Genomic DNA, 13,473 nt, shown 5'->3' on the forward strand with positions numbered 1-13,473 from the left:
GGGCGGCGGGGTCGGGGGAATCGTCCCACGGCGGGGGAGACGACGACGCCCCCCGGTCCGGGGACCAGGGGGCGTCGTGGCGGAGGGGCGTCAGCCGCGGCTGGCCCAGACCGCGCGGCGGCTGTCGTACTCGACGAGGTTGCCGTCGTCCTGCATGACGAGCTTGTAGGGGCCGACCGACGCGGCGGGCGGGACGACCGACCATCCGCTCGTCGTCTCGGTGCCCACGGCGATCTGCCCGCTGGTGTCGAGGGCGAAGAAGCCGCCTGCGCGGGTGGTCTTCGACGCCCAGATCGGGCCGTTCTTGCCGTAGACGACGAAGTTGCCGTCCGCCTGCATCACCGCTCGGTAGACGCCGTTCGCGGAGCGGAGGAAGCTGCCCGCCTCGAGCGAGTTCGCCGCGTAGAGGGTGGTCGAGGGGAAGGCGGCCTGGCTGGTCCAGATCACGTCGTCGGACGGGTTCACGATGATCAGCGAGCCGGCGTTGTTGATGCCCAGGCGGAGGTCCTTGCCGCGCGTGCCCGAGAACCACTTGACGGAGCCGTCGGAGCCGTAGACGACGGCGTTGCCGTCCTTCTGCATGGTGATGCGGTTGCCGGAGCCGCCGGTGCCGGTGCCCCAGACGGCGCCCTGGGGGCCGTAGCCGACGAAGTTGCCGTCGTTCTGCATGACGGCGCTGAAGCGGCCGTCGGCGGAGGTGAGCTGGTGGACGGGGCGGAGGGTCTGCTCCGTGAACAGCGTGTCGGTCACCGGCTCGGCGATGACGCGGCGGACGCTGCTCGCCCAGGCGGGCGAGCCGTTCTCGCGGTAGACGACGAGGTTGCCGTCGGGCTGCATGATCACCGAGGCGCCCGCCTCGTTGATCGTGTTCGTGCTCCACACGGGGCCGCCCTTGGCGGAGTAGACGACCATGTTGCCGTCGGTCTGCATGACCAGGTGGTCGCCGCGGCCCTGGGTGTTCGTCGCGAAGGTGGGGCGGCCCTGCGGGTCGTAGACGACCGCGTTGCCGTCGGTCTGCATCCGGAACGAGTACCCGTTCGTGCCCGAGACGATCCGCTGTCCGGCGGCCAGCTCCTCGCCGCCGACGAGGGCGTTGTAGTAGCTGACGGCCGCGCGGGCGGTCTGCTGGGCGGCCTCGGGCGACTCGCTCGCGGGAGCGAGGCCGGTCGGCGCCTCCTCGGAGGAGGACAGGGGCTTCTGCGGGTTCTCCGCGGCGAGGGCCGGGGTCGCGCCGAAGAGCAGGGCACCGGTCGCGACGAGCGCGATCAGCCCGGAGGCGAGGGGGCGGAGGGAGGGGGAACGCGTCATCGCAGGACTTTCTCGAGTGGCCGGCAGGGGCCGGAAGAGGGGGTACTCGATGCTCGCACGGCGGACGCACGAGTGGGACCGGAACGGGGGCCCTCCGTCTGGGGGACGCGCGGGAGCTGAGGTCCTCCGCGGGTCAGAGCGCCGGGAGAGGCCGCCTGAGAGCGTCCAGCCGCTTCCGCCAGGCGTCCAGGCGGCCCGGCTCCGCGGCGAGCGCCGGTCCGTCCGCCCAGGCGGTCGCCAGCCGCAGACCGTGCAGGGCGTTGGCCGTCCAGACCTCACGGCCCTCGAGCGACTCCGGCTCGGCCGGGGCCTCGATCACGTCCACGCCGAGCGCGCCGGCGAGCACTGAGACCGTGCGGGCCGTCACGCTGCGCACGCGCGTACTCGTCGCCGGAGGGACGACCAGCGCATCGCCCAGCCACCACAGGATCGCGCTGCTCGCTCCGTCGATGACTGCGCCGTCGGCGTCGAGCAGCACGGCCTCGTCCGCTCCCGCGGCGTGCGCGCGCGTGCGGAGGAGGGCAAGACGTGCGATGTCCGGCCCCTTCCAGGAGGGTGTCCGGCGCGGATCCGCGGGGCTCGTCCACAGCACCACGGAGCGGGTCGTCGGCGGGGCGGGTCGCAGCCGGAGCCGCAGGGCGCCTCCTGAGAGCTCGACGCGCGGGAAGGACCGGCCCTCGCGGGGCAGGGCGGCGATCGCGGCGTCGAGGAACGCCTCGACGTCCGGGTGCCCTCCCGCCGAGGCGACGGAGGCGGCGAACCGCTCGCGGTGCAGGTCGAGTCCGCGGACCCGGCCCTCGTCCACCAGCCAGGAGTCGGCCGCGTCCAGGGAGGTGCCGGGTGGCTCGGGAACGCTCGTCAGGGCCCGCCCGTCCCACTCCCGAACCTGCTCGCCGTCCACGACCGCCTACGCTAGCCCAGTGGTCTCGGAGGATCGGCACGTCCGCTCGGTCGAGCTGCCCTGGGTCGATCCGGAGCTCGCGCACCACGCCCTGTTCGCCACGGCCGAGGCGTCGTTCTGGCTCGACTCGGGCCTCGGAGCGACGAGCGGCCGCTCCTACCTCGGGGCGTGCGCCCGCGAGGACGTGCTCCTCGTCGAGGCCGGCGGCGACGTGGCGGCGGCGCTCGCCGCGGTCGACGACGAGGCCCCCGCGGGCGACCGCGCGCTCGGCCGCTACGGCTGGATCTCCTACGAGGCGGGAGCCGCCTCCGTCTCCCTGCCCTCGGCGCCGACCGGCCCCGCGGATCCGCCGGCCCTCGCCCTGCTCCGGGGCGACCCCGTGCTCGAGTTCGACCACGGCACCCGGACCGTCCGCCTGGTCGCGACAGGAGACGCGCAGGAGCTCACCGTGCGCCTGCTCGAGCTCGTCGGCGCGCTCGCACCCGCGGACCCCGCGGATCCCGAGCCCGCCGGCGTCTCGGTCCGCCGTCACTCCGCCGCCGAGTACACGGCGCTGATCGGCCGCTGCCAGGAGGCCATCCGCGCGGGGGACGCCTACCAGCTCTGCCTCACCGACGAGATCGTCGTCGAGGGCCGGTTCGATCCGGTCGAGGCGTACCGTCGCCTCCGCCGCTCCAGCCCGAGCCATCACGGCGCGCTGATCCGCCTCGGCCCGCTCGCGCTCGTCAGCGCCTCGCCCGAGCGGTTCCTCACCGGCGGGGCCGACGGACGCGTCACCACGCATCCCATCAAGGGCACGCGCCCCCGGGGCCGGGACGCCGACGAGGACCGCGCGCTCCGGGACGAGCTCGTCTCGAGCGTGAAGGAGCGGGCCGAGAACGTGATGATCGTGGACCTCGTCCGCAACGACCTCGCCCGGATCGCCGCCCCCGGCTCCGTCGTCGTCGACCGCCTGCTCGAGGTGGAGAGCTACCCGCACGTCCACCAGCTGGTCAGCGAGGTCTCGGCCCGCCGCGCGCCGGGCGTCGGGATCGCCGAGCTGATTGCAGCCCTCTTCCCGGCCGGCTCGATGACGGGAGCGCCCAAGCGCCGGGCGGTGGAGCTGCTGCGGGAGTGGGAGGGCGGTCCCCGCGGCGTCTACTCCGGCGCCTTCGGCCGCCTGGGCTCGGACGGCTCGCTGGACCTCGCGATGACCATCCGCACCCTCGTGCTCGACGGCGAGCGCGCCCGCCTGGGGACCGGCGGCGGCATCACCGCGCTCTCGGTGCCGGAGGAGGAGGTCGAGGAGACGCGGCTGAAGGCGCGGGCGCTCCTCGCGGTGCTGGGCGCCGCCGAGGAGTGAGCGGGCGCCGCGTTCGTCTCCCGTGCGCGCAGGGCCAGTAGGGTTGATGGTCGAACGCAGCCGCCCACGCGTGCGCGTTCTCCCCCTCCTTCAGAAGTGAGAAGCACCTGTGGCAGAAGACACCTCCCGGCAGACCGGCGCGAGCGACGAGGAGCGCTACGACTTCCGAGCGCTCCAGGAGAAGTGGCTCCCGATCTGGGAGGAGACGCGCCCGTTCGCGACGGACGACCCCGACGACAAGCGCCCCCGCAAGTACGTGCTCGACATGTTCCCGTACCCCTCGGGCGACCTGCACATGGGCCACGCCGAGGCGTACGCGCTCGGAGACGTGATCGCGCGCTACTGGCGCCAGCAGGGCTTCAACGTCCTCCACCCGATCGGCTGGGACAGCTTCGGCCTGCCCGCCGAGAACGCCGCGATCAAGCGCGGGCTGAACCCGGTCACCTGGACCTACGACAACATCGAGCAGCAGAAGCGCTCGATGAAGCGCTACGCCGCGTCCTTCGACTGGGACCGCGTGCTGCACACCTCCGACCCCGAGTACTACAAGTGGAACCAGTGGCTGTTCCTCAAGATGTACGAGAAGGGCCTCGCCTACCGCAAGGACAGCTGGGTCAACTGGGACCCGGTGGACCAGACGGTCCTGGCGAACGAGCAGGTCCTGGCGGACGGCACCTCCGAGCGCTCCGGCGCGGTCGTGGTCAAGAAGAAGCTCACGCAGTGGTACTTCAAGATCACCGACTACGCCGACCGGCTGCTCGACGACCTGAACCAGCTCGAGGGCTCCTGGCCGTCGAAGGTCATCGCCATGCAGCGCAACTGGATCGGCCGCTCCATCGGCGCCGACGTCGAGTTCGAGATCGAGGGCCGCGACGAGCGCGTCACCGTCTTCACCACGCGCCCCAACACGCTCTACGGGGCGACCTTCATGGTCGTCGCGCCCGACTCCGACCTCGCCTCCGAGCTGGTCGAGGGCTCCGAGCCCGCGATCCGCGACGCGTTCCGCAGCTACCTCGAGACGGTGCAGAAGTCGAGCGAGATCGAGCGCCTGACTGCCGACCGCCCCAAGACCGGCGTGTTCCTCGGCCGCTACGCGGTGAACCCCGTGAACGGCGAGCGGCTGCCGATCTGGGCCGCCGACTACGTCCTCTCGGACTACGGCCACGGAGCCGTCATGGCCGTGCCCGCGCACGACCAGCGCGACCTCGACTTCGCCCGCGCCTTCGACCTGCCCGTGCGCGTGGTCGTCGACACCAACGCGTCCGTCACCGGGGCGATCCCGGTCATCCCGGAGGACCCGGAGGAGCTGGCCGCGCTCGAGAAGGAGTACTCGCTCGACCCCGCCACGACCGGCGAGGCGCTGACCGGCGACGGCCGCCTGATCAACTCCGGGCCGCTCGACGGGCTCTCCAAGCGCACCGCCATCGAGCGCGTCATCAGGATGCTCGAGGAGCGCGGCCGCGGCCGCTCGGCCAAGAACTACCGCCTGCGCGACTGGCTGATCTCGCGTCAGCGCTACTGGGGCACCCCCATCCCGATCATCCACGGAGCCGACGGCGAGCTCGTGCCGGTTCCCGAGGACCAGCTGCCCGTCGTCCTGCCCTCCACCGACGGTCTCGACCTGCAGCCGAAGGGCTCGTCGCCGCTCGGAGCGGCGGAGGACTGGGTGAACGTGCCGCACCCGGTGGACGGCTCGCCCGCCCGCCGCGACCCGGACACGATGGACACCTTCGTCGACTCCTCGTGGTACTTCCTCCGCTTCCTCTCGCCGAAGGACGACACGCAGGCCTTCGATCCGAAGCTCGCCGAGAAGTGGGCGCCCGTCGACCAGTACGTCGGGGGCGTGACGCACGCGATCCTGCACCTGCTGTACGCGCGCTTCATCACCAAGGTGCTGTTCGACCTGGGCTACGTGTCGTTCACGGAGCCGTTCACGGCGCTGCTGAACCAGGGCATGGTGCAGATGGACGGCGCGGCGATGTCCAAGTCGAAGGGCAACATCGTCCGCCTCTCGGACCAGCTGGACGAGTTCGGCGTCGACGCCGTGCGCCTGACGATGGCGTTCGCCGGCCCGCCCGAGGACGACATCGACTGGGCCGACGTCTCGCCCGGCGGCAGCGCGAAGTTCCTCGCCCGCGCCTGGCGCCTGGCGAAGGACGTCACCTCGAGGCCCGACGTCGAGTGGAAGTCGGGCGACGCGGCTCTGCGCCGCCAGACCCACCGCTTCCTCGCGGAGTCCCCGTCGCTGATCGAGGCGTTCAAGTTCAACGTCGTGGTCGCGCGGCTGATGGAGCTCGTCAACGCGACCCGCAAGGTCGTCGACTCGGGCGCCGGGGCCGGGGACCCCGCGGTCCGCGAGGCGGTCGAGGTGGTCGCGATGGCCCTCAACCTGTTCGCGCCGTACACGGCGGAGGACATGTGGCACCGCCTGGGCTACGAGGGCACCGTCGCGCACGCGCTGTGGCGCAAGGCCGACCCGTCGCTGCTGGTCGAGGAGAAGGTCACGGCGATCCTGCAGGTCGACGGCAAGGTCCGCGACCGGCTCGAGGTCTCGCCGAAGATCTCCTCCGACGAGCTCGAGGAGAAGGCGCGGGCCACGGCCGGCGTCGCCCGGGCTCTCGTCGGCCGCGAGGTCGTGAAGGCGATCGTGCGGGCGCCGCGCCTGGTGAACCTGGTGACGAAGGCGGTCTAGCCGCCGATCCGTCCAGACGGGGCTCCTCCTCTCGCGGGAGGGGCCCCGTCGTGCGTTCTGCGCCGGTGCTGCCCTCTCCTCCACAGGGAGGCGATCCGGCGGGCTCTCCCCGGATCGGCGTCGGCGGCCGCTCCGGGCGGGGACACGGGTCCTACCGTCGGCGGATGCCAGAGACCAGCGGGACGGACGACGAGCAGCTGACGGCGCTGCTGCGGCCTCGGCGCGCCCGCCCGCGCTGGCGCGTGGGAGTGGGAGCGGCGGTCGTGCTCGTCATCGGCGCCGCGGTGGTCGCGGTGCTGCTCGCGGGAGCGCGGTCGAGCGGTCATGAGCGGGTCCTGGAGCCCGCCGTATCGACGAGCGCGCCCGCTGCTGCGGTGGTCGAGTCGCTGTACGTGCACGTGGCCGGGGAGGTCGCCTCTCCCGGGCTGTACGTCCTGTCGCCGGAGGCGCGGGTGGCGGACGCGGTCGCCGCCGCCGGAGGGTTCCAGGAGTCGGCGGAGCGCGCGGCGGTCAACCTGGCCCGGAGGCTCGTGGACGGCGAGCAGATCGTCGTGCCGGCCGTGGGAGCGGCGCCGGCCGCGGCGGGAGCGGCTCCGGGCGGGGCCGCTTCAGGAGGGTCCTCCGCCGCCGGATCCGTGCTGAGCCTGAGCACGGCGACGGCGGCCCAGCTGGAGGAGCTGCCCGAGATCGGCCCGGCGACCGCGAAGAAGATCGTCGCCCACCGGGAGGCGAACGGCCCGTTCTCCTCTGTCGACCAGCTGCTCGAGGTCCCCGGGATCGGCGAGAAGACGCTCGCCGCGTTCCGCGACCAGGTCGCGCCGTGAGGAGCGTGCGGGCGGCGGACCTGCGGCTCCTGCCGGCAGCGGTGGCCGCCTGGACCACCGCGTGGGCGGCCGGGATGCTGCCGGTCGCGGCAGTGCTCGACGGGGGCCTCTCGTGGTGCGCCGCGGGCTGGGTGCTGCTCGGGGCGGCGTGCGTCCTGCTCCGGCGCGGCCTCGGCGGGCGGCTGGTCGGAGCGGTGCTCGTCGGGGGCGCGGGTGCCGCCCTCGCCCTCACCTCCGTCGTCGCCGCGGCGCCCGGTGACCACCCGGCGTCGCTGCGGGAGGCACAGGAGGATCGCGCCCTCACCCCGGTCACCGTGCGCGTCGACACGGGTGCCCGACCGCTCGCGACCGGGGGAGTGTGGTTCGACGCGACGGCGCTGCGGGTGGGAGACGCGTCGACCGCGGCCCCCGTCCGCGTGCTGCTCGCCGATCCCGGCGGTCGGCTGCCGGTGGGCGCCGAGCTCGACCTGGAGGCGCGTGCTGCGGCGCAGGAGGCGCCCGTCGGCGAGGCGACGATGCTGAGGGCGGCGTCCGTTCAGGACCGGCGCGGTCCCGGGGGAGCGGCGGCCGTCGCGGAGGTGCTGCGCTCGCGCTTCCTCGAACGCGCGGCGCTGGTCGGCGGCGACGTGGCGGGGCTGCTGCCGGGCCTCGCGACCGGCGACACGTCCGCGCTCGACGCGGGGCTCGAGGAGGCGATGCGCACCGCGTCGCTCACCCACCTGACCGCCGTCTCGGGCGCCAACTGCGCCGTGGTGGTGGTCGCCGGCTGGACGATCGCGGCGCTCCTCGGCGCCGGGCGCCGCCTCCGGACCGTCGCCGCCCTCGCCCTGCTCGCCGGCTTCGTGGTGCTGGTGACCCCCGAGCCGAGCGTGGTGCGGGCCGCCGTGATGGCGACGGTGGTCCTCCTCGCGCGGCTCGGGCGTCGCTCCGGAGCGGCCGTGCCCGCTCTGCTCGCGACCGTCGTCCTCCTCGTGGCCGCCGACCCCTCGATCGCGGGGGAGGCTCGGCTTCGTGCTGTCCGTCCTCGCCACCGCCGGACTCCTGCTGCTCGCCGAGCCGATCGCGGGCGCTCTCGGTCGGGTGCTGCCCCGGCCTCTCGCCCTGCTGCTCGCGGTGCCGACCGCGGCGCAGCTCGCCTGCCAGCCCGTGCTGCTGCTCGTGGACCCGTCGGTGCCGGTGTACGGAGTGCTCGCCAACCTGCTCGCCGAGCCCGCGGCACCCGCCGCGACCGGGCTCGGGCTCATCGGCTGCCTGCTCGCTCCCTGGTGGCCCGGAGCCGCCGACGCGGCGATCCGTCTCGCCGCCGTTCCCGCCTGGTGGATCGCCTCGATCGCCCGCGCCGTCGACTCGTGGCCCGCTCCGAGGATCGCCTGGTGGCCCGGCGTGGGAGGAGCGCTCGCGCTCACCGTGCTGACCCTGCTCGCCCTCGTGCTCGTCACGCAGTCGCCGCGGCTCGCGCGGGTGCGCCGGATCGCCGCCGTCGGGCTGGCGTGCGCGATCGCGGCCGCCGGCGGCACCACCGTCGCCACGCCGCTCCTCCGCGCCGCCTCGGTTCCCGAGGACTGGCGTGTCGCGATGTGCGACGTCGGGCAGGGCGACGCGGTCCTCCTCCGCGGAGACGCGGGCGTGCTGCTCGTCGACACGGGGCCCGAGCCCGCACCGCTCGAGGCCTGCCTCCGCCTGATGGGAGTGGACCGGATCCCGCTGCTGGTGCTCACTCACTACGACCTCGACCACGTCGGCGGGCTCCACGCCGTCCTCGGACGGACCGATGCCGCGCTCGTCGGGCCCGCCGCGGGCCGCGAGGACGAGCGCGACCGGGCGGCGCTCACCGGCGCCGGGGTCGCCGTGCAGGAGGCGGTCCGCGGCGACAGCGGCGCGCTCGGCTCGCTGCGCTGGCGGGTCGAGTGGCCGGAGCGGCGGAGCGCGCTGCGGGGCAACGAGGCGAGCGTGACCCTCCGGGTCGACATCGGCGCGGACGCCCGCGGCGGCCCGCTCTCCGTCGCACTCCTGGGCGACCTCGGCGAGCAGGAGCAGGGGCGCGTCTCCCGACTGCCGGTCGGCCGGGTCGACGTCGTCAAGGTCGCGCACCACGGCTCCGCCGACCAGTCGCCCGCCCTCTACGACGCGCTCGGCGCGAGCGTCGGGCTGATCTCCGTCGGGGCGGAGAACGACTACGGTCATCCGAATCCGTCGCTCCTCGCTCTGCTGGCCGAGCGCGGGGTCGAGGCGCTGAGGTCGGATGTCGAGGGTACGGTCGTGCTCGCGTCCCGCAGCGACGGGATCGCGGTCTGGGTGAGCGGCGCGACGGCTCCCGCGGCGGCCTCGGGGCGCCGTGAGCGGGCCGTAGGGTGGAGGGCGCTCGGACGGGCGCGGCACGGAAGGACACGGCATGGCAGGCAGGGCCCCGGCGCGCGCGAAGGCAGCGCCCTCGAAGGCGGCGATCCCGCAGCTCGCCTGGAACCAGACCCGGCCGGCGCCGATCGTGCTGATCACCGGCCCGGAGCAGTTCCTCGCCGACCGCGCGCTGCGCTTCCTCCGCGAGTTCCTCCGGGCCGAGGACCCGAGCCTCGAGGTCAGCGACATCGACGCCGGCGGCTACGCGCCGGGGGAGCTGCTGACGCTCGCGAGCCCGTCCCTCTTCGACGAGCCCCGCCTCATCCGCGTCTCGAACGTCGAGAAGTGCACGGACGCGTTCCTCCTCGAGACCCTCGACTACCTCTCGGCGCCCGCGGACGGGGCGACCCTGGTGCTCCGCCACGGCGGCGGCAACCGGGGCAAGAAGCTCCTCGACGCCATCCGCTCGGGCACGGGCGGCGGCATCGAGATCGTCTGCGCCGAGCTCAAGCGCGAGAGCGACAAGGTCGACTTCGCGATCGCCGAGTTCCGCACCGCCGGCCGCACGGCGACCACCGGTGCCGTCCGAGCCCTGGTGTCTGCCTTCTCCGACGACCTCGACGAGCTCGCGTCGGCGTGCCAGCAGCTGCTGTCCGACGTCACCGGCGAGATCACCGAGGCGACCGTGGCGAAGTACTACGGCGGCCGCGTCGAGACCACGGCCTTCACCGTCGCCGACTCCGCGATCGCGGGCCGTCACGGCGAGGCGCTGCTCGGGCTCCGCCACGCCCTCGCCTCCGGTGCCGACCCGGTACCGATCGTCGCCGCGTTCGCGAGCAAGCTGCGGACCATGGCGAAGGTCGCCGGCTCGCGCGAGGGCTCGGGCCAGGTCGCCTCGCGTCTGGGCCTCGCTCCGTGGCAGGTGGACCGGGCCCGGCGCGACCTGCAGGGCTGGACCGGCGAGGGCCTCGGCACCGCGATCCTGACGGTCGCCGACGCCGACGCGAACGTGAAGGGCGCCACCCGCGACCCCGTGTACGCCCTCGAGCGCATGGTCTCCGTCGTCTCCGCCCGGGGCCTCTGACCCGCCCGAAAGGCCCTGCTCCCGCGATCCGCACCGACCTCGTCCCCGGCGGTTCTCGATACGCCGCTCCGCGTCCACTCGACCAGCAGTGAGGGGATCACCTCCCCTCGCAGGGTCGCACCGCGGCCGACGAAGAGTCGGACGACGACCCTGCAGGGTCACCGGCGATCCGCGTGCGAGCGGATCGTCGTACCCGGAACGCTCCCCGCTCCTCCCACCGCGACCACCCCTGGAAGCCGACCGCGCGACGGGCGACGAGGCACGAGGAGCTCGTCGAGATCGGTGCAGGGTCACCGGCGATCCGCGTGCGAGCGGATCGTCGTACCCGGAGCGCTTCCCGCTTCTCCCACCGCGACCACCCCTGCATGCCGACCGCGCGACGGGCGACGAGGCACGAGGAGCTCGTCGAGATCGGTGCGGGTCACCGGCGATCCGCGTGTCAGCGGATCGTCGTACCCCGGAACGCTCTCCGCTCCTCCCCCCCGCGACCCTCCGCGGTAGCCGACCGGGCCGCAGCCGATCGAGAGCCGGACGATGCCCTCGCAGGGTCACCGGCGATCCGCGTGTCAGCGGATCGTCGTACCCGGAACGCAGGACGCTCCTCCCACCGCGACCACCCCTGTGAGCCGACCGCGCGACGGGCGACGAGGCACGAGGAGCCCGTCGACCGCGAAGCGGGAACGACGAAGGGCCCGGCCAGAGGCCGGACCCTTCGTCGTTGCAGCTTCGCGCAGTACTACAGCGCGGCGACCTGCTTCGCGATGGCCGACTTGCGGTTCGCGGCCTGGTTCTTGTGGATGACGCCCTTGCTGGCGGCCTTGTCGAGCTTCTTGGCGGCGAAGGCGAGGGCGGTGCCGGCCTTCTCGGTGTCGCCGGCGGCGATGGCGGTGTGGACCGAGCGGATGGCGGTCTTCAGCTCGCTCTTGACGGCCTTGTTGCGCTCGTTCGCCTTCTTGTTGGTGAGGTTGCGCTTGATCTGCGACTTGATGTTTGCCACGTGGATTACCTTCTTCTCGGATGTGCGTGTGTGCAGCCGGCTACTCGACGGAGTGCCCCTTCCGCGGGCGTCTGAACGCCCTGCGGTGCGACTGGAGGTCGCCGGCTTCTGATCACTCCACGCCTGCCGGGTGTCCGGAGGGGGAGCGCAAGCCAACAAGGAACTTTAGCGCACCCGTCGTCACCCTTCAACCGCGCCGCGCCCGCGGGTGCGGCGCCGTCCGGGTCGGGGCCGCCGGGGCGACACGCCGGGGGAGGCGGACCGCCGTGGCGTCTCGCGGTCCGGGCCCGCCGGTAACGTGACGCCGGTGCCCCGTCTCGCCGATCACCTCTCCGCGGTGCCGCCCTCGGGCATCCGCCACCTGTTCGAGATCGCGCTGCGGCTCGACGGAGTCACCCTCCTCGCGGTGGGCGAGCCCGACGTGCCGACCGCGCCGCACATCATCGAGGCGGCACGGGCGGCGTGGGCGGCCGATGACACCCGCTACGGGCCCAACGGCGGAGTCCCCGAGCTCCGGCGCGCCATCGTCGAGAAGCTGGCACGAGACAACGGCATCGAGGCGGACGTCGAGCAGGTCTGGGTGACCGTCGGCGCCACGCAGGCGCTGCACCAGGCGATGACGCTCCTGCTCGGGCCCGGCGACGAGGTGCTCATCCCCGACCCGGGCTACACCGTCTTCACGACCAACGCGCGGACCATCGGCGCCGTCCCCGTGCCGTACACGCTGCGCGCTGAGAACGCCTTCCTCCCCGATCCCGAGGAGGTCGAGCGCCTGATCACCGACCGGACCCGCGTCCTGATCGTCAACAGCCCGTCCAACCCGCTCGGCGTGGTGTTCCCGAGGGAGGTCCTCGAGCGCCTGCTCGACATCGCCCGGCGCCACGACCTGTGGGTGCTCAGCGACGAGGTCTACGAGTACTTCACCTACGGGCGCCCGCACGTGAGCCTCGCGGCGATCGCGCAGGAGCGCGGGGACGACGCCGACCGCGTCCTCAGCGTCTTCTCCTTCTCGAAGACCTACGCGATGACCGGCGTCCGCGTCGGCTACCTCGTGACGCCTCCCGGCTTCACGTCGATCATGGTCACGGTGCAGGAGGCGGCGATCAGCTGCGTCGCCACTCCGGACCAGCGCGCCGCCCTCGCCGCTCTGACCGGGCCGCAGGACGCGGTGGCGTCCGCCTCCGACCACTACCTCGCCAACCTGCGGCTCGCGACGGGCGTGCTCGACGAGCGGGGGATCGCCTACCGCGAGCCCGAGGGCGCGTTCTACCTGTGGATCGACATGGCGCACGCGACCGGCGGGGACGTCGCCTCGTGGGTCGAGTCCTTCCTCCTCGAGACCCTCGTCGCCGTCGCGCCCGGCAGCGCCTTCGGCCGCACCGGCGAGGGCTGGATCCGCGTCTGCCTCGCCGCGGATCCCGCCGCGCTCGAGCACGGGCTGCGCGCCCTCCCGGCCCCGGTGCGCGGATGAGCGCCGCCGAGGTGCTGGTCCGGCGCGTCCGGGCCCAGGAGTACGACGAGGTCTCGCGCCTGCGGCTCGCCGCCTACGCCCACGACTACGAGCTGGGGGAGGAGTACGCCGCCGACGTCGCCGCGGTCGCCCGGCACGACGTCGAGGGCGAGGTCTGGGTCGCCGTCGAGGGCGACGGGCGGATCCTCGCCACGGTCACCACCGCGCGCCCGGGCGCGAACCTCTACGAGCTCGGCCGCCCCGGCGAGCTGGACTGGCGGCTGCTCGCCGTCGCCCCGGAGGCACGCGGGCGGGGTCTCGGGCGGCTGCTCACGGAGTTCGTCGTGATGCTCGCCGCTGAGCGGGGCCTCCAGCGGGTCGTGATGAACAGCGGCACGCTGATGACCACCGCGCACGCCCTCTACGAGAGCATGGGCTTCGTCCGCCTCGGCGAGCGGGAGAACCCGCCCGGCGTCGAGCCCACCCGCACCTACGGACTCGATCTGTAGCCGCCGGTCCCGGCCTCCGCCGCCGGGCA

Annotated in this window: 9 protein-coding genes and 2 pseudogenes; 8 read left to right on the forward strand and 3 right to left on the reverse strand. The window is 73.7% G+C overall.

From position 1 onward, the window contains the following. Nucleotides 1–90: 90 nt before the first annotated feature. Nucleotides 91–1,308 carry a hypothetical protein gene (locus C5C30_RS08360; protein ID WP_104333528.1) on the reverse strand — a complete coding sequence of 406 codons (1,218 nt, stop codon included), beginning with the start codon at nucleotides 1,306–1,308 and terminating at the stop codon, nucleotides 91–93. A 133-nt stretch (nucleotides 1,309–1,441) separates the two neighbouring features. Next, the gene (locus tag C5C30_RS08365) at nucleotides 1,442–2,209 is read right to left on the reverse strand and encodes an aminotransferase class IV (protein WP_258065850.1); all 768 of its coding nucleotides are present in this window, start codon (nucleotides 2,207–2,209) and stop codon (nucleotides 1,442–1,444) included. Nucleotides 2,210–2,228: 19 nt separating this feature from the next. On the opposite strand from C5C30_RS08365, the gene pabB reads away from it, so the two are divergent. The 6 genes and pseudogenes from pabB to holA all read left to right on the forward strand — a co-directional run bounded on the left by pabB (nucleotide 2,229) and on the right by holA (nucleotide 10,488). Next, a complete protein-coding gene (gene pabB, locus C5C30_RS08370) occupies nucleotides 2,229–3,551 on the forward strand; it encodes an aminodeoxychorismate synthase component I (protein ID WP_104333529.1) in 1,323 nt (440 codons plus the stop codon). A gap of 109 nt (nucleotides 3,552–3,660) precedes the next feature. Continuing rightward, the gene (leuS, locus tag C5C30_RS08375) at nucleotides 3,661–6,243 is read left to right on the forward strand and encodes a leucine--tRNA ligase (RefSeq protein WP_104333530.1); all 2,583 of its coding nucleotides are present in this window, start codon (nucleotides 3,661–3,663) and stop codon (nucleotides 6,241–6,243) included. A 164-nt stretch (nucleotides 6,244–6,407) separates the two neighbouring features. Beyond that, complete coding sequence (locus tag C5C30_RS08380; RefSeq protein ID WP_104333531.1) at nucleotides 6,408–7,067, forward strand: ComEA family DNA-binding protein; 660 nt, start codon at nucleotides 6,408–6,410, stop codon at nucleotides 7,065–7,067. A gap of 515 nt (nucleotides 7,068–7,582) precedes the next feature. Continuing rightward, nucleotides 7,583–8,050, forward strand: a pseudogene (locus C5C30_RS18215) (ComEC/Rec2 family competence protein); the annotation flags it as partial. 25 nt (nucleotides 8,051–8,075) lie between these two features. After that, nucleotides 8,076–8,897: pseudogene (locus C5C30_RS18220) on the forward strand (ComEC/Rec2 family competence protein); the annotation flags it as partial. 562 nt (nucleotides 8,898–9,459) lie between these two features. After that, nucleotides 9,460–10,488 carry a DNA polymerase III subunit delta gene (holA, locus tag C5C30_RS08405; protein ID WP_104225645.1) on the forward strand — a complete coding sequence of 343 codons (1,029 nt, stop codon included), beginning with the start codon at nucleotides 9,460–9,462 and terminating at the stop codon, nucleotides 10,486–10,488. 736 nt (nucleotides 10,489–11,224) lie between these two features. On the opposite strand, the gene rpsT is transcribed toward holA, so the two are convergent. Then, complete coding sequence (gene rpsT / locus C5C30_RS08410; RefSeq protein ID WP_097165711.1) at nucleotides 11,225–11,485, reverse strand: 30S ribosomal protein S20; 261 nt, start codon at nucleotides 11,483–11,485, stop codon at nucleotides 11,225–11,227. A 307-nt stretch (nucleotides 11,486–11,792) separates the two neighbouring features. Between rpsT and C5C30_RS08415 the strand changes: the two genes are divergently transcribed. Both C5C30_RS08415 and C5C30_RS08420 read left to right on the forward strand, forming a co-directional pair. After that, complete coding sequence (locus tag C5C30_RS08415; protein WP_104261544.1) at nucleotides 11,793–12,956, forward strand: pyridoxal phosphate-dependent aminotransferase; 1,164 nt, start codon at nucleotides 11,793–11,795, stop codon at nucleotides 12,954–12,956. Beyond that, nucleotides 12,953–13,444: a GNAT family N-acetyltransferase gene (locus tag C5C30_RS08420; protein WP_104223126.1), complete on the forward strand. Its 492-nt coding sequence runs from the start codon at nucleotides 12,953–12,955 to the stop codon at nucleotides 13,442–13,444. Before C5C30_RS08415 ends, C5C30_RS08420 begins: the two co-directional genes overlap by 4 nt. Nucleotides 13,445–13,473 lie beyond the last annotated feature (29 nt).

The sequence above is a fragment of the Rathayibacter sp. AY2B5 genome (assembly GCF_002931645.1).
GTDB lineage: Bacteria > Actinomycetota > Actinomycetes > Actinomycetales > Microbacteriaceae > Rathayibacter.

Excerpts from the sequence above, each read along its gene's own strand:
- holA (WP_104225645.1), top strand. The coding sequence starts at position 9,460 with ATGGCAGGCAGGGCCCCGGCGCGCGCGAAGGCAGCGCCCTCGAAGGCG.
- C5C30_RS08380 (WP_104333531.1), top strand. The coding sequence starts at position 6,408 with ATGCCAGAGACCAGCGGGACGGACGACGAGCAGCTGACGGCGCTGCTG.
- C5C30_RS08420 (WP_104223126.1), top strand. The coding sequence starts at position 12,953 with ATGAGCGCCGCCGAGGTGCTGGTCCGGCGCGTCCGGGCCCAGGAGTAC.
- C5C30_RS08360 (WP_104333528.1), bottom strand. The coding sequence starts at position 1,308 with ATGACGCGTTCCCCCTCCCTCCGCCCCCTCGCCTCCGGGCTGATCGCG.